Source organism: Oceanimonas smirnovii ATCC BAA-899 (genome assembly GCF_000381965.1).
GTDB lineage: Bacteria > Pseudomonadota > Gammaproteobacteria > Enterobacterales > Aeromonadaceae > Oceanimonas > Oceanimonas smirnovii.
Genome location: NZ_KB908470.1, coordinates 12,132 through 27,112, shown reverse-complemented (window position 1 = coordinate 27,112; position 14,981 = coordinate 12,132). Strand labels below are relative to the sequence as shown.

Annotated in this window: 14 protein-coding genes; 5 read left to right on the top strand and 9 right to left on the bottom strand. The window is 57.8% G+C overall.

The window, feature by feature from the left end; translation table 11 throughout:
- Window positions 1-25 precede the first annotated feature (25 nt).
- Window positions 26-1,120 (top strand): RNA-guided endonuclease InsQ/TnpB family protein, encoded by a 1,095-nt coding sequence (locus G364_RS0114695; protein ID WP_019935899.1) that lies wholly within the window; start codon window positions 26-28, stop codon window positions 1,118-1,120.
- A gap of 21 nt (window positions 1,121-1,141) precedes the next feature.
- Here the strand turns inward: G364_RS0114695 and G364_RS0114690 are convergent, their stop codons facing one another.
- From G364_RS0114690 to G364_RS0114680, 3 genes are all read right to left on the bottom strand, one after another.
- On the bottom strand, window positions 1,142-2,587 hold the full coding sequence (locus tag G364_RS0114690; RefSeq protein WP_019935898.1) for an NAD-dependent succinate-semialdehyde dehydrogenase: 1,446 nt from the start codon (window positions 2,585-2,587) through the stop codon (window positions 1,142-1,144).
- A gap of 130 nt (window positions 2,588-2,717) precedes the next feature.
- Window positions 2,718-4,211 (bottom strand): alanine/glycine:cation symporter family protein, encoded by a 1,494-nt coding sequence (locus tag G364_RS0114685; RefSeq protein ID WP_019935897.1) that lies wholly within the window; start codon window positions 4,209-4,211, stop codon window positions 2,718-2,720.
- Window positions 4,212-4,581: 370 nt separating this feature from the next.
- Entirely contained in the window at window positions 4,582-5,340 is a 759-nt protein-coding gene (locus tag G364_RS0114680) for a M15 family metallopeptidase (RefSeq protein ID WP_019935896.1), read from the bottom strand.
- Window positions 5,341-5,472: 132 nt separating this feature from the next.
- Between G364_RS0114680 and G364_RS0114675 the strand changes: the two genes are divergently transcribed.
- On the top strand, window positions 5,473-5,652 hold the full coding sequence (locus G364_RS0114675) for a YgaP family membrane protein (RefSeq protein WP_019935895.1): 180 nt from the start codon (window positions 5,473-5,475) through the stop codon (window positions 5,650-5,652).
- A 45-nt stretch (window positions 5,653-5,697) separates the two neighbouring features.
- Here the strand turns inward: G364_RS0114675 and pta are convergent, their stop codons facing one another.
- Together pta and G364_RS0114665 are read right to left on the bottom strand one after the other, a co-directional pair.
- The gene (pta, locus tag G364_RS0114670) at window positions 5,698-7,857 is read right to left on the bottom strand and encodes a phosphate acetyltransferase (protein ID WP_019935894.1); all 2,160 of its coding nucleotides are present in this window, start codon (window positions 7,855-7,857) and stop codon (window positions 5,698-5,700) included.
- Window positions 7,854-9,065, bottom strand: coding sequence for an acetate kinase (locus G364_RS0114665; protein ID WP_019935893.1), 1,212 nt, complete (start codon window positions 9,063-9,065; stop codon window positions 7,854-7,856). The genes pta and G364_RS0114665 overlap by 4 nt, the downstream gene beginning before the upstream one ends.
- Before the next feature lie 277 nt (window positions 9,066-9,342).
- Here G364_RS0114665 and yfbV point away from each other — a divergent pair, with 277 nt between their 5' ends.
- The gene (gene yfbV / locus G364_RS0114660) at window positions 9,343-9,783 is read left to right on the top strand and encodes a terminus macrodomain insulation protein YfbV (protein ID WP_026344931.1); all 441 of its coding nucleotides are present in this window, start codon (window positions 9,343-9,345) and stop codon (window positions 9,781-9,783) included.
- 38 nt (window positions 9,784-9,821) lie between these two features.
- Here yfbV and frdD read toward each other — a convergent pair whose 3' ends face one another.
- The 4 genes from frdD to frdA are packed head-to-tail and all read right to left on the bottom strand — an operon-like array spanning window position 9,822 to window position 13,086.
- Entirely contained in the window at window positions 9,822-10,187 is a 366-nt protein-coding gene (gene frdD, locus G364_RS0114655; RefSeq protein WP_019935891.1) for a fumarate reductase subunit FrdD, read from the bottom strand.
- Entirely contained in the window at window positions 10,184-10,579 is a 396-nt protein-coding gene (locus G364_RS0114650; RefSeq protein ID WP_019935890.1) for a fumarate reductase subunit C, read from the bottom strand. Before G364_RS0114650 ends, frdD begins: the two co-directional genes overlap by 4 nt.
- A gap of 9 nt (window positions 10,580-10,588) precedes the next feature.
- Complete coding sequence (locus G364_RS0114645) at window positions 10,589-11,314, bottom strand: succinate dehydrogenase/fumarate reductase iron-sulfur subunit (protein WP_019935889.1); 726 nt, start codon at window positions 11,312-11,314, stop codon at window positions 10,589-10,591.
- The gene (gene frdA, locus G364_RS0114640; protein WP_019935888.1) at window positions 11,311-13,086 is read right to left on the bottom strand and encodes a fumarate reductase (quinol) flavoprotein subunit; all 1,776 of its coding nucleotides are present in this window, start codon (window positions 13,084-13,086) and stop codon (window positions 11,311-11,313) included. Before frdA ends, G364_RS0114645 begins: the two co-directional genes overlap by 4 nt.
- A gap of 200 nt (window positions 13,087-13,286) precedes the next feature.
- Between frdA and tpx the strand changes: the two genes are divergently transcribed.
- The gene (gene tpx, locus G364_RS0114635) at window positions 13,287-13,787 is read left to right on the top strand and encodes a thiol peroxidase (RefSeq protein WP_019935887.1); all 501 of its coding nucleotides are present in this window, start codon (window positions 13,287-13,289) and stop codon (window positions 13,785-13,787) included.
- Window positions 13,788-13,938: 151 nt separating this feature from the next.
- The gene (locus G364_RS0114630; RefSeq protein ID WP_019935886.1) at window positions 13,939-14,844 is read left to right on the top strand and encodes a TIGR01777 family oxidoreductase; all 906 of its coding nucleotides are present in this window, start codon (window positions 13,939-13,941) and stop codon (window positions 14,842-14,844) included.
- Window positions 14,845-14,981 lie beyond the last annotated feature (137 nt).

Sequence of the window (14,981 nt, the reverse complement as noted above, 5' to 3'; positions counted from 1 at the left end):
GTTATGGTCTCTATAGTAAACCACTATGAGCATTCAGACCAAAACACTCAGCGTTCGCGTTAAAGACAAGCACGCCAAATTGCTCCGGCAGATGGCGTTCGAAGTAAACCAAGTATTTAACCACGCCAACGAACTGACCATGAAGGCTAATCGCAACCACAGCGATCTTGGCCCGGTTAAGCCTGAGTGGCTGTCTGCGTTTGATGTTCAGAAATTGACGGCAGGCATCCAGAAAGAGCGCGGTTATCTGATCGGCTCGGCCACTGTGCAGGAAGTGATTGCCGTTCATGCCAAGGCCCGCAAGCAGTTCAAGCGAGCCAAGCTGCGCTGGCGGGTCAGCTCCGGCTCAAAACGCTCCCTTGGCTTTATCCCCTTCAAGAGCCGGGCGGCCCAATGGCGCAACGGCCAGGTTAAATTTGCCGGGCACCACTTCAAGGTGTGGGACAGCTATGGCTTATCCAAATACCCGTTCCGGGCGGGCAGTTTTTCAGAAGATGCGCGGGGCCGCTGGTACTTCAATATCTGTGTGCAGGTGGCCGCGCAGCCGGTAACGGCTGGCAAAAGCGCCGTGGGCATTGATTTGGGCCTGAAGGATGCGGCTACCTGTAGTGACGGCACCAAGCTGTCAGCTGGGCGGTTTTACCGTGATCTGGAAAGCGCCCTGGGCAAGGCCCAGCGGGCCAACAAGAAGCAACGAGTCAAGGCGATCCACGCCAAGATCAAAAACCGACGCAAGGACGCCTTGCACAAATTCAGCACGCGGCTGGTAAACAGCCACGCCGCGATTTTCGTTGGTGACGTGAGCAGCACCAAGCTAACCCAAACCCGCATGGCCAAATCGGTACTGGATGCGGGCTGGGCCATGCTCAAAACACAACTGGAATATAAAGCGATAGCGCGGTCAGTGGTGTTTGAAGTCGTTAACGAATCCTACTCCACCCAAACCTGTTCGAGTTGCGGCACCCTGCCCGATTCGAGGCCGAGAGGTATCGCAGGTCTTGGAATAAGAGAATGGACATGCTCTGAGTGCGGAGCAGAGTACGACCGCGATGTGAACGCGGCCATGAACATTCTCGCGGCAGGACATTGCCGTCTAGCTGTAGGAATCCCCTTCCTTTAGGGAGGGGAGGATGTCAATGTGTCAGCTCAAATTACCCAGGTTAACGTATTTGGTCTCAAGAAATTCATCCAGCCCTATCTGGCTGCCTTCGCGGCCCAGGCCGGATTCCTTGACGCCGCCAAAGGGGGCTACTTCGTTGGAGATGATGCCCTCGTTTACGCCCACCATGCCTGATTCCAGCGCTTCGGAGACGCGGAACACCCGGCCCAGATCCTGAGTGTAGAAGTAGGCCGCCAGCCCAAAGGGCGTGTTGTTGGCGCGTTCAATGACCTCTGCTTCATCGGTAAACTTAAAGCAGGCGGCCACCGGACCAAAGGTTTCTTCCTGAGCCAGCTGCATTTCTTCGCTGGCATCGGCAATCACGGTGGGCTGATAAAAGGTACCGCCCAACGCATGGGCCGCGCCGCCGCAGACCAGCCGGCCGCCTTTTTCCAGGGCATCGGCCACATGAGCTTTTACCTTGTCGAGCGCATCCTGAGTAATAAGCGGCCCCTGCTGAGCACCTTCTACCCGGCCTTCGGCCACTTTCAGGGCGCTGGCGGCCTCCGCCAGGCGGCTTACAAACTGGTCGTAAATGCCGGCCTGCACATAGAAACGGTTCACGCACACACAGGTCTGGCCGGTGTTACGGAACTTGGACGCCATGGCCCCGGCCACGGCGGCATCGAGATCGGCGTCGTCAAACACAATAAAAGGCGCATTGCCGCCCAGCTCCAGTGACAGTTTTTTTACCGTGCCGGCGGCCTGGGCCATCAGTTTTTTGCCGATACCGGTGGAGCCGGTGAACGACAGCTTGCGCACGGCCGGGCTCTTCATCAGGGTTTCCCCTATGGGGCCCGAGTCGCCCGATACCAAATTAAGCACACCGGCAGGCAAGCCGGCCCGCTCGGCCAGCACCGCCAGCGCATTGGCACACAGAGGGGTCACGCTGGAGGCTTTAACCACGGCGGTGCAACCGGCGGCAATGGCCGGGCCCACCTTGCGGGTGATCATGGCCAGCGGAAAGTTCCAGGGGGTAATGGCGGCCACCACCCCCACCGGCTGCTTGATCACCCACAGCCGGTTTTCCCGCTTGGGGCTGGGAATGGTGCTGCCGGTGGCGCGCTTGGCTTCTTCACCAAACCATTCCAGAAAGCTGGCGGCATAGGCCACTTCACCCTTGGCTTCTGCCAGGGGTTTGCCCTGCTCCAGCACCATCAGCTCGGCCAGCTCGTCCTGATGCTCCATCATCAGCTCAAACCAGCGATGCAGCACGGCGGTGCGCTCTTTGGGGGTGGTGTTGCGCCAGTGACTAAAGGCCTGCTCGGCGGCATCAATGGCGGCTTGTGTTTCATCGCTGCCACAGCGAGACACCTGCGCCAGCACCTTGCCGGTGGCGGGGTTAATCACATCATAGTGTTGCTGAGTGCGCTGCCACTGACCGTTGCAGTACCAGCCGGTTTGCCACAGTGGGTTGTTCGAGTCCATGTTTGCCTCCTGTGATGGTAATGAATTCGTTATGCCTGAGTCCTGCTCCCGAGTATAGGCACCAGTGTGCACAAAATGCTGGTGCCAAAAAAGGCCGGAACTGTGTCCGGCCTTTGGTAGTGGTTTGTGATCAGCGCTCGGGCTGCGGTTTTAACTCAGGGGCATCCGGCGCAGGTGCCGCCTGAGAAGGCTTGCCCTTGTTTACCCAGTGATCGGCGTTTTTAATGCCGAGCTTTTCCGGATCAAAGGTAGGATCCAGCCCCTGTGCCTTTTGCGCTTCATAGTCTTTCAGCGCCAGCAGAGCGGGCTTTTGCAGTAACAGAATGGCAATAATGTTGAGCCAGGCCATCAGCCCCACACCAATGTCTCCCAGGCCCCAGGCCAGATCGGCGGTTTTTACCGAGCCGTATACCACAGACGCCATCAGCACCAGCTTGAGCACAAACATCAGCCAGGGGCGGTGTACCTTGCGGTTGATATAAGCCACGTTGGTTTCGGCAATGTAGTAGTAAGCCAGAATGGTGGTAAAAGCGAAGAAGAACAGCGCCACCGCCACAAAAATGCCGCCAAAGCCGGGCATGACCGCCTCTACCGCCGCCTGAGTGTAACCGGGGCCGGCTTCCACGCCGGGCAGCTGCTCTACAATGGCCTCGCCGGCCTTGCCCATGACGTTGTAAGCACCGGTGATAATGATCATAAAGGCAGTGGCGGAGCACACAAACAGGGTGTCTATGTATACCGAGAAGCTTTGCACCAGGCCCTGCTTGGCCGGATGAGACACTTCGGCCGCCGCCGCCGCATGAGGGCCTGTGCCCTGACCGGCTTCGTTGGAATAGATGCCGCGTTTTACACCCCATTCAATAGCAAGGCCCAGAATGGCACCAAAGCCCGCTTTCATGCCAAAGGCACTGCCCACAATCAAACTGACGACTTCCGGCACCTGGCTAATGTTCAGCACCAGGATCACAAAGGCCACCAGAATGTAGCCCAGCGCCATAAAGGGCACCACTATCTGGGTGAAGTGAGCAATACGCTTTACGCCGCCAAAGATGATCAGCCCAAGCAGCACCACCACAATGGCCGCTGAGACAGTCGTGGGAATGCCAAAGGCGTTCTCAATGCCGGAGGCAATGCTGTTGGCCTGTACGCCGGGCAACAGCATGCCGCAGGCAAGCACGGTGGAGATGGCAAACACCCAGGCATACCATTTAATGCCCAGCCCCTTTTCAATGTAAAAAGCGGGGCCGCCACGATAGAGGCCGTTGTCGTCTTTTTCTTTGTAGATTTGCGCCAGCGCCGACTCGACAAAGGCGGTGCCCGAGCCTAAAAAGGCCACCACCCACATCCAGAACACGGCACCCGGGCCGCCAAAGGTAATGGCAGTGGCCACACCGGCAATGTTGCCTGTGCCTACCCGGCCCGACAACGACAGCGCCAGCGCTTGAAACGAGCTGATGCCGGCGGCAGAGGATCCCCCCTGAAACATCAGCCGCACCATTTCCTTGATGTGGCGTACCTGCAGAAAGCGGGTACGAAGAGAGAAGTATAAGCCCACGCCCAAACACAGATAGATAAGGGGCAGGCTCCAGATATAGCCGTTGATGGTATTGACCAGTTCGCTCATGAACATATCCTTTTTGGCAGTACATCATCCTGAGTTGTTCGCCGGCTGCGGATCATTTACTTGGAGCACCCGACGAGTGCAGGGAAATTACTCCGCTATTGGTCTTATAACAAGTAGGTAACACCATCAGTAATGTTAATTGAAGTGACGGCACTCATTTATAAAGTGATATGAGCAGCACTGAGCGGAAAATCATCGCGCGTTTTGATGCAATGGAATATGTTTTATTTTTTATAAGGTTAAGCATTTTACTCTGTTTATGCTTAACCCTGCTGGCGGGCGTTGAAGTGCAAAAATAAAGAAGAGAAACATAAGCCCGATGCCCGGGCTAATGTGTGAATTTGTTGCAGAAATCACATTTTAAAACGGCTCAGCGATTGCCGGCGTCCACCTGCATACGCCAGCGCTCGGCCAGACTGGGCTGCTGCACAGCACCAAACATCGCCGCCGGCTGCTGGCTGTACCAGGCCCAGTTTTGAGTGCCGTAGTCATAGTGCCACCATTCGCTGGGCAGGTTGGTAAAGCCGGCGCGGGTCATGCAGCTGTGCAGCAGACGGCGGTGTTCAATCACTTCTGCTTCGGCAGCACCGGGTTTAACCACTCCCTCAAAGGCGGCGGTGTAAGACCAGGGAGTGATGTCGTCAAAGGCGGTGCCCATGTTCAGCAACTGACCGTTGCCGTCACACAGGCACACATCCACAGCCCCGCCGGTCAGGTGCGGGCTGGGCGCGTTTTCATCCTGACTTGGCACAGACACGAAATGCCGGGCCCGAGCCAGCAGGTGCTGCTCATCTTCATCGGGAAAGCGTCGCTTGAGGGCATCCGTCAGGGTGTCAAACAAATACTCCTGCACACGAAACGGCCGCCAGCCGTCCAGTACCACCAGCTCGGTGCCCGAGGGCAGCAACGTAGCGGCCTGCTGCAGCCGGTGCAATACCGAGCGGCGCACATAGCATTCGGTCAGCGCGCCGGGCACCCCCAGGTGAAAATAGGCCGGATACACCCGCAGCGGCGGCGGCACCAGCCCCAGTGGTACCAGCGGATCACCATTATCTACAACAGGAATGGCCTGCACCTGTTGCCAGTCTGGCTCGGGCAGGCTTTGCAGCGGCTGGGATAAAAAGTTCATCAATCATGACTCTCGGTACGGGGGAAAGGTCCAGCCTCGCCAATCGTGCAGTAATTTGCAAGGCGTGCCGGCTTGCAGGGCGAATGAAAATGCGCCATTATTAATTAGAAAATGCTAATCAAAGGAGCTGTGATGGAAAAGAACGTGGGCAGTATCGATAAGGTCATTCGTATTGTGGTGGGCCTGGCCCTGATTGCCATGGTGTTTGTGGGGCCGCAGACGCCCTGGGGCTGGATTGGCGTGATTCCGCTGATCACCGCTTTTGTGAACTTTTGCCCGCTGTATAAAATACTGGGCATCAAGAGCAAATAAGTTTGTATATTGCCGCGCCTGAAGCGCGGCATTCAGTACGACCTCTTATTTACCGCTCTGCTGCCCTGCCTGAATGGCAGTCAGCGCTATGGTATAGACAATGTCGTCTACCAGAGCACCGCGGGACAGATCGTTTACCGGTTTGCGCATGCCCTGCAGCATGGGGCCAATGGACACCAGCTGAGCTGACCGCTGCACCGCCTTGTAGGTAGTATTGCCGGTATTCAGATCCGGGAAAATAAACACGGTAGCCTTGCCCGCTACCGGTGAATCGGGCGCTTTGGACTTGGCCACATTTTCCATAATGGCGGCGTCATACTGCAGCGGGCCGTCAATCACCAGATCCGGGCGTTTATCCTGAGCCAGACGCGTGGCTTCCCGCACTTTTTCCACATCGGCACCCGTGCCTGAGCTACCGGTGGAGTAGGAGATCATGGCCACTCTGGGCTCTATGCCAAAGGCACGGGCCGACTCTGCCGACTGAATGGCAATCTCTGCCAGCTGCTCGGCGGTAGGATCCGGATTGATGGCACAGTCGCCATATACCAGCACCTGATCCGGCAGCAGCATAAAGAATACAGACGACACCAGCGAGCAGCCTGGCGCGGTTTTAATAATTTGCAGCGGCGGCCGTATGGTGTTGGCCGTGGTATTAACAGCACCGGACACCAGACCGTCCACTTCATCGCGTTCCAGCATCATGGTGCCCAGCACCACGTTGTCCTGCAGCTGCTCGCGGGCCACAATTTCGGTAATGCCCTTGCCTTTACGCAGCTCGACCAGCCGCTCTACATAGTTTTCCCGTACTTCTTCCGGATCAACAATGTCGACCTTTTCATCCAGCACCACCCCCTGCTGAGCGGCAATGCGCAGCACTTCTTCCGGGTTGCCCAGCAGCACAGGGCGGGCAATGCCGCGCTCGGCACAGATGGCGGCGGCCTTGATGGTACGCGGCTCTTCCCCTTCCGGCAGCACAATGCGCTTGGCGGCCCGGCGGGCCAGCTCGGTAAGCTGATAGCGGAACGCCGGCGGACTGAGCCGGCGGCTGCGGGCAGACTTGGCCGACAGCGATTCAATCCAGTGCTTGTCGATATGGCCGGCCACATAGTCCTGCACTGCTTCAATACGGCCGGCGTCATCTACCGGAATTTCCAGATTAAAATGCTGCAGGCTGACCGCCGTCTGCCAGGTGTTGGTGTTGACCATCAGAATGGGCAGGCCGGTCTCAATGGCACGCTGGCACAGCGCCATGATCTGAGGCTCGGGGTGATAGCTGCCGGTCAGCAGCAGCGCGCCGATTTTAACGCCGTTCATGGCAGCCAGACACACAGACACTATCACGTCTGAGCGGTCGCCGGACGCCACCAGCAGGCTGCCCGGTTTAAAGTGATGCACCATGTTGTGCAGCGCGCGGGCGCAGAAGGTCACACTTTGCAGGCGGCGGGTATTAAGCGCGCCTTCGTTAATAATGGTGGCATTGAGGTGACGGGCCAGATCCACCGCACGGGGAGCCACCAGCTGAGTATTCCAGGGAATGCAGCCCAGAATGCGCAGGGGCGTTTTGCCAAACACCTGCAGCACTTCCAGGTTGGCAGTAACATGATCGCCCTTGTAGTTGGGGTTAAACATTTCTGTCAAATCGGGCCGGGTGTTGCCCTGCTCGTCAACCGGTGCCCCTACCTTATTGATGATGCAACCCACAATACGCTTGTTGAGCACACCACCAAAGTTGGCGCAGGCCAGCTCCAGCCGCTCTTTTAAATATTGGCTGCTGTCGCTGCCGGGCTGGGCAATAAACACCATGTCGGCGTCCAGCGCCTTGGCAATATCGTAGTTAATGCGGGTGGCAAAGGGCTGTTTGTCGGTAGGAATAAGCCCTTCTACCACCACCACTTCGGCAGCGCTTTCGGTCACGTGCTTTTCAAAGCGGGCCACAATTTCTTCCAGTAATACATCCAGATTGCCCGCCGAGATCATGCTTTCGGCATAGCTGAGGGCAAAGGGCTCGGGCGGCGTCAGGTTGGTGCCATTGGCCACCACAGCAGTGGAATGATCCTGTATTTTGCGGCGGTTTCGAGGCTGGGATACCGGTTTGAAAAAGCTGACGTTAACGCCGTTGCGCTCCATGGCGCGCACCATCCCCAGGCTTACCGAGGTGGCACCCACACCACTGCTGACAGGCACCAGCATGATGGTTCTGGTCATTGGTTTTCCTCTTGTTGTGACAGGGCGAGTGCGTCTTTGGCAATCACCCATTCTTCATTGGTGGGCAGCACCCACACCGGCAGGCTGTTACTGGTGCTGATGCGCCCCGCCCGGCCCAGGCAGGCATCGCGGTTGGCGTCGGCATCTACTTCCACACCCAGCAGTGCCAGTTTGGACAGGGTCAGCGCGCGCACCGTGGCGGCGTTTTCGCCAATGCCACCGGTAAACACGATGGCATCCAGCCGGCCATCAAGGGCACAGGTGTAGCCGGCAATGTATTTGGCCAGGCGATAGGCAAAAATATCCAGCGCCCGTTTGGCGGCCGGCAACTGATGATAGTTTTCTACCGCAAAGCGACAGTCACTGCTGATTTCGGTTAACCCCAGCAGGCCAGATTCTTTGGTCAGCAGGGTATTAATGCTTTCCACGCTGTAGCCCAGAGCATCGTGCAGATGAAAAATAATGGCCGGATCGATATCGCCGCTGCGAGTGCCCATCACCAGGCCTTCCAGCGGCGTCAGGCCCATGGAGGTGTCTACCGATTCACCATTTTTCACCGCACACACGGAAGCACCGTTACCCAGGTGACAGCTGATAATATTCAGCTCGTTAACCGGTTTATTCAGTACTTTGGCGGTTTCCTGGGTAATAAAGTAGTGGCTGGTACCATGCATGCCGTAGCGGCGAATGCCATGCTCGCGATAAAGCCGGTGCGGAATGGCATAGAGGTAAGCCTGCTCGGGCATGGTCTGATGAAAGGCAGTGTCAAATACCGCTACCTGAGGCAGGTTGGGGAAAGACGCCAGCGCCGAGTGAATACCCACCAGATGCGCCGGGTTGTGCAGCGGAGCCAGACTGGCACAGTCTTCAATGCCTTTGATGACCTCGTCGGTGATCAGCGCCGAGCGGGTGAAGCGCTCGCCGCCGTGCACCACTCTGTGGCCCACCGCCACCAGCCCCTGCAGCAGCCCCGGGTTGGGGTTGAGCAGCTGGCTCACAATAAAGTCCAGCGCCTGCTGGTGTGCAGCACCGGCACCCAGCCCGGCTTCGCCTTTTTCACCGTTCAGTTTCCACTTGATGCGGGCATCAGGCAGATAGAAGCATTCGGCCAGTCCCGACAGCTGCTCATTGCCGCTGGTGGCATCCAGAATGGCAAACTTGAGGGAAGAGCTGCCACAGTTAAGCACCAGGACCAGATCGTTACTCATTGGAAATCCTTTCTTTCGGAGTTGCGAAAACATCTTGCCCGTTATAAAAACCGGGCAATAAAAATCACTTTCACTCTATCCTTGAGAAAAGGCGCTTTACCAACGGGCGGTCGGGCCGTGTGTCTTCCGTTACAGGGCAGGCATTGTAGCCGGCAGCCATGATGGAAAATATTAACCTTTTGTCTGTGGTAAAATAACTGACAGTTGTCGCTGTTTTTTTGACCTGAGTCGTTGTTTTGCAACTTAGCTACACTGAATCGTTGTTGCCGGAGGACTTATGAGTCCCTTTACTCGCACTCTACATCGTGGTCAGGAGTATTCGACTATCTGGCCCCAGGAACGCAGGCTGGCCGCCATGTTCCCGGAAAGCCGGATTATTGCTGCTACCCGCTTTGGTATTAAAACCATGCCGGCGCTTATCACTCTCAGCCTGATGCTGCAGTTTCAGTTTGGTGCCCCCCACTACTGGCCAAGCGTGGTCGCTTCGGCGTTGTTCCTGGCCAGCCTGCCCATGCAGGGTTATTACTGGCTGGGCAAGCGGGCCGATACCCGGTTACCGCCGTCACTCAGAGAATGGTATCTGCAGATCCATGAGAAAATAACTGCTGCCGGCGGCCGCATCAGTGATCCTGTGTCCCGCCCCCGCTACTTTGAGCTGGGCGAGACCCTGAACACCGCTTTTAAGCAGCTGGATAAGTCGTTTATTCGCGAGCTGTGACTTCTTGCCGTCATTCCGGCCTTCGAGCCGGAATTTTTCTACAACACCAGCAATCCCAGAGTGACCACCGACACCAGCGCCGCAAAGCTGTAGCACACCACCTTGCCGGCCAGGCCGGCGTTTACACCCAGGTCGTGAATGCCATGGTGAATGCGGTGCATGGCATGCCACAGCGGCAAAATAATGGAGCCGGCAATCACTGCCTTGCCCAGCCAGCCGGCCGCCACTCCCTGCATGCGTTCATAGCTGAGCGTGCTGGCGTCTATTATCCCAAGCGGTACCAGAATACCCACCAGCAGCACAGTAACGGGGGTGAGCATGGCAAACCAGCTGCCGCCGGCACCGAACAGGCTCCACCAGATGGGCTCTTCCGAGCGTTTGGGGTTTGAATTGATGGGTTTCATATCACCTCCAGCAACCACAACAGCGCAAACAGACTGATGCCCGCCGTGATGGCCCACTGCACCAGCGCCACCTTGATCACCGGCAGCGGCTTGCCCGCCAGTTTTACCGGCATGACTCTGGGCATCATCAGAAAAAAGGTAGCGGCGTGAAACAAGCTGGCCGCCAGCGCCAGAGCATTCAGCGCCAGCACCAGCGGACTGGCCATAAAGCCCAGCCAGCTTTCCCAGGCTGCAGCGCCCTGCCCCAGCGACCATAATCCCGCCAGCAGACAGAGGCAGAAAAAGGTTAAGGGCAATACCGTGGCTTCCCGCAGCATATACAGCCGGTAAGGGGCCTTTTGCCGCCACCAGCCTGCCGGCATGGGTCTGTGATAGGGTTTGCGTGCACTCATAACTGCTCCTTATTCCCGCCTTAAGGCCGCCAGCAGATAGCTGATGCCGGAGTCGATTTTGCCCTGGTTTACTGCCGCCGCCGGGTCTACCTCTTTGGGGCACACTTCCGAGCAGTACCCCACAAAGGTGCAACCCCAGACGCCGTCTTCACCGTTCAGCAGCGCCATGCGCTCTTTCTTGCCGTTATCCCGGCTGTCCAGGTTATAACGGCGGGCCAGCGCGATGGCGGCCGGCCCCACAAAGCCCGGACGCAGTCCCACCTGCGGGCAGGCGGCATAACAGAGGCCGCAGTTAATGCACTGAGACAGCGCATGATAGGCGCTCATCTCGGCCGGGGTCTGCACATTGGGGCCGTCTTCCACCTTGCGCTCGTTGCCGATAATGTAGGGCTTGACCGCTTCCAGCCGCTCCACAAAGGGCGCCATATCCACCACCAGATCCCGCTCTATGGGGTAGTGCTCCAGCGGCGCTATGGTCAGCTCGTCAAAGTCGCGCAAAAAGGTTTTGCAGCCGAGCGTTGGCACGCCGTTGATCATAAAGCCACAGGAGCCGCAGATGGCCATGCGGCAGGACCAGCGATAACTGAGGCTGGCATCGAGCTCGTCCTTGATGTAGTTGAGCGCATCCAGCACCGAGGTAGTGTCGTCCCAGGGCACTTGAAACGGCTCAAAATGCGGTGCCTCGTCCTGCTCGGGCTGATAACGCAATATGTTCAGGGTTTTCAGTTGGCTCACTGTGTTTTCTCCTGCTCGGCAGCGGCACCGTACACTCGTTTTGCGGGCGACGATATAGTGATCCTGACCGGGCTGTAATCAATGCGCGGCGCGGCACCAGCCTGATAAAAGGCCTGAGTATGCTTGAGAAATTGCTCATCGTTGCGCTCGCGGCAAGGGTCATCCAGCCGCTGGTGCGCCCCGCGCGACTCTGTGCGCGCCAGCGCGCTGTGGGCCATGGCCTCGGCCACATCCAGGCAAAAGCCCAGCTCCACCGCCGAGACCAGCTCGGTGTTAAACACCCAGCTGCTGTCGGTCAGGTTAAGGTGCTGATAGCGGGCTTTCAGCTCGCCGACTTTGTTCACCGCTGCCTGCATGCCGGTGGCGTCCCGGTAAATGCCACAGCCGTCTTCCATTACCCGGCCCAGCTCGTTGCGAATGTCTGCCAGCCGCTCTGTGCCGCGCTGGCCTCTGAGCTTGTCCAGCCCAGCCACCACGGCACGGGCCTGCTCTTGTATGGCTGCGTCATTGCCGCCGCCGTTTTCGGCCGCCAGCCGGGCCGCCCCTTCGCCGGCTTCACGGCCAAATACCAGCAGCTCTGCCAGCGAGTTGGAGCCAAGCCGGTTGGCACCATGAATGCCGCTGGACGCGCATTCGCCGGCGGCAAACAGGCCATAAATTGCCGAATGACTATGTTTATCGACCTCTATGCCGCCCATGGTGTAGTGAGCCGTGGGCCGAATGGGAATGGGCTCATGCACCGGATCCACATTCACATAAGCCTTGGCCAGCTCACGAATAAAGGGCAGTCGCTCTTTGATTTTTTGCTCACCGAGATGGCGCAGATCGAGGTGTACCACCTCGCCCAGCGCATGGGTAATGGTGTTACCCTGTTGCAGCTCGTGCCAGAACGCCTGAGAGACTTTGTCTCGCGGACCCAGCTCCATGTGCTTGTTTTTGGGCTCACCCAGGGGGGGTTCCGGCCCCAGGCCATAGTCCTGCAAATAGCGGTAGCCGTGGCGATTGAGCAGCACACCGCCCTCCCCCCGGCAGCCTTCGGTCATTAATATGCCGGAGCCGGGCAGGCCGGTGGGATGGTATTGCACAAACTCCATGTCCCGCAGCGCGGCCCCATGACGATACGCCATGGCCATGCCGTCGCCGGTGACAATGCCGCCGTTGGTGTTATAGCGAAACACGCGGGCACCGCCGCCGGTGGCCATCACCACCGCATTGGCACGAATCAGCACCGGCTCCCCTTCGGCCAGGTGCAGCGCCACCAGCCCGCGCACCCGGCCTTCTTCTACCAGCAGGTCAAGCACAAAGAACTCGTCAAAGCGCTGAATTTGCGAGTATTTGATTGAGGTCTGAAACAGGGTGTGCAGCATATGAAAGCCGGTTTTATCGGCGGCAAACCAGGTGCGCTCTACCTTCATGCCGCCAAAACGGCGCACATTAACGCTGCCGTCGGGTTTGCGGCTCCAGGGGCAGCCCCAGTGCTCCATGCGCGTCATTTCTTCCGGGCAGCGTTCCACAAAGAACGCCACCACGTCCTGCTCGCACAGCCAGTCTCCGCCCGAGACGGTGTCGTCAAAGTGCTGTTGCAGGCTGTCGTCGTCACGCACCACAGCGGCAGCGCCGCCTTCCGCCGCCACAGTGTGCGAGCGCATGGGATAGACCTTGGACAACAGCCCGATGTTAAGGGCCGGGTTGGCTTCGGCGGCGGCAATGGCCGCCCGCAGCCCGGCCCCGCCAGCCCCGATAATGGCCACATCCAGATGAAGAGTACGCACCGTATTTCCCTGAAATGAAAGAGTCATTTGACCACTCTACTAACAAAGGATGACAAAAGCGTTGACGAGGGTCATAACCCTACATAAACAGGGGCGTTATCAGGTGGATAAAAAGCTGTTTCAGCACAGGAAAACTGCTACCTTAGTCACTCATACTGATAACTAATCACCAACAACCCGCAATCATCAGGAGAGTCTCAATGTCTTCCGTAACTTTTCAGGGTAATTCCGTTGCCGTTTCCGGCCAGCTGCCCACCGTTGGCCAGGCGGCCCCCGACTTCACCCTGACCGGTGCCGATTTGAGCGATATCAAGCTGGGTGACTTCAAAGGCAAAAAAGTGCTGCTGAACATCTTCCCCAGCATCGACACCGGTGTGTGCGCCACCAGCGTGCGCACCTTTAACGAAAAGGCCGCCGGCCTGAACAACACTCAGGTGCTGTGTGTGTCCATGGATCTGCCTTTTGCCGCCAGCCGCTTCTGTGCTGCCGAAGGTCTGGAAAACGTACAGGTGGCTTCAGCCTTCCGTCACACTGATTTTCTGGCCGACTATGGCGTGGCCCTGAGCGACGGTGCCCTGCGTGGTCTGTCTGCCCGTGCCGTGGTATGTATTGACGAAGACGGCAAGGTCACTCACGTTGAGCGTGTGCCCGAACTGACCAACGAGCCCGACTATGACGGCGCTCTGGCCGCACTGAAGTGATCCTGACGGATCCCTGTGCGTCTTTGATTTTTTTATAAAGATCAAAGAACTATCCTTATCAGGCAAGATAATCTACAGACTTACTCACAGATAATGTGGATAACCTTGTCTTTGCGGGGCCTGCCGGCCCCGCCTTTTGAAGGAGCCTGTGATGAAGATACTGCTTACCGGAGGAACCGGCTTTGTAGGCAGCCGCCTGATGAGCCACCTGCGTCCGCACCATCAGGTGTCGGTGCTGAGCCGTTCACCCAATAAGGTGTATCAACGTTTGGGGCACGATATTGAAGCCCTCTCTTCTCTTGATGATTTGCCCGATCTCGACCGCTTTGATGCGGTTATTAACCTGGCCGGGGAGCCCATTGCCGACAAGCGCTGGAGTCCGGCGCAGAAAGAGCGCATTTGTCAAAGCCGCTGGCAAATTACCGAGCAGCTGGTAGAAAAACTACGCGCCGGCAGCAATCCGCCCGGAGTGCTGATCAGCGGTTCGGCAGTGGGCTTTTACGGCCGCCAGGGCGACACCCTGGTGGACGAAGACACTCACCCTCATCCCGAGTTCAGCCATGACGTCTGTGCCAGATGGGAAGAGCTGGCCAGACGGGCAGACACCGAGCAGACCCGGGTCTGTTGTATTCGTCTGGGCGTGGTGCTGGGTGCCGAAGGAGGCGCGCTGGCCAAAATGCTGCCCAGCTATCGTTTTGGTATGGGTGGCCCCATTGGCTCGGGCAAACAGTATATGTCGTGGATCCACATTGAAGATGTGGTGAACCTGATTTTGTTTTTGCTGGAGCACGAGGAGTGTCGCGGTGCGTTTAATGCCACTGCTCCCGAGCCGGTGACCAATGCCCAGTTCAGTAAAAGTCTGGCCGCGAACCTGAGCAAGCCCCATTTTGCCCGCATTCCCGCCTGGGCCATGAAGCTGCTGTTTGGTGAAATGGCCGATCTGCTGCTGACCGGCCAGCGGGTGATGCCGGTACGGCTGCAACAGGCCGGCTTTCATTTTCGTTACCCCACCCTCGACAAGGCGCTGAAAGAAACCCTGAGTGCGCCAAGGCGGTAGGTTAAAACCAACATCACTCCGGCCCCAAACACTGGTCATTCCGGCCTTCGAGCCGGAATCTTTCTGCAGATAACTGTGTTTCTGACTTAGACTCCGGGTCCGTCATGCTGAACTTGGTTCAGTACCGGAGTGACAAT

Bases quoted from the DNA above. Each gene is read 5' to 3' on its own strand.
- G364_RS0114680 (WP_019935896.1), bottom strand. From the start codon at position 5,340: ATGAACTTTTTATCCCAGCCGCTGCAAAGCCTGCCCGAGCCAGACTGG.
- G364_RS0114630 (WP_019935886.1), top strand. From the start codon at position 13,939: ATGAAGATACTGCTTACCGGAGGAACCGGCTTTGTAGGCAGCCGCCTG.
- G364_RS0114685 (WP_019935897.1), bottom strand. From the start codon at position 4,211: ATGAGCGAACTGGTCAATACCATCAACGGCTATATCTGGAGCCTGCCC.
- pta (WP_019935894.1), bottom strand. From the start codon at position 7,857: ATGACCAGAACCATCATGCTGGTGCCTGTCAGCAGTGGTGTGGGTGCC.
- G364_RS0114650 (WP_019935890.1), bottom strand. From the start codon at position 10,579: ATGAGTGCACGCAAACCCTATCACAGACCCATGCCGGCAGGCTGGTGG.
- G364_RS0114675 (WP_019935895.1), top strand. From the start codon at position 5,473: ATGGAAAAGAACGTGGGCAGTATCGATAAGGTCATTCGTATTGTGGTG.
- G364_RS0114665 (WP_019935893.1), bottom strand. From the start codon at position 9,065: ATGAGTAACGATCTGGTCCTGGTGCTTAACTGTGGCAGCTCTTCCCTC.
- G364_RS0114690 (WP_019935898.1), bottom strand. From the start codon at position 2,587: ATGGACTCGAACAACCCACTGTGGCAAACCGGCTGGTACTGCAACGGT.
- G364_RS0114695 (WP_019935899.1), top strand. From the start codon at position 26: ATGAGCATTCAGACCAAAACACTCAGCGTTCGCGTTAAAGACAAGCAC.
- frdD (WP_019935891.1), bottom strand. From the start codon at position 10,187: ATGAAACCCATCAATTCAAACCCCAAACGCTCGGAAGAGCCCATCTGG.
- yfbV (WP_026344931.1), top strand. From the start codon at position 9,343: ATGAGTCCCTTTACTCGCACTCTACATCGTGGTCAGGAGTATTCGACT.
- tpx (WP_019935887.1), top strand. From the start codon at position 13,287: ATGTCTTCCGTAACTTTTCAGGGTAATTCCGTTGCCGTTTCCGGCCAG.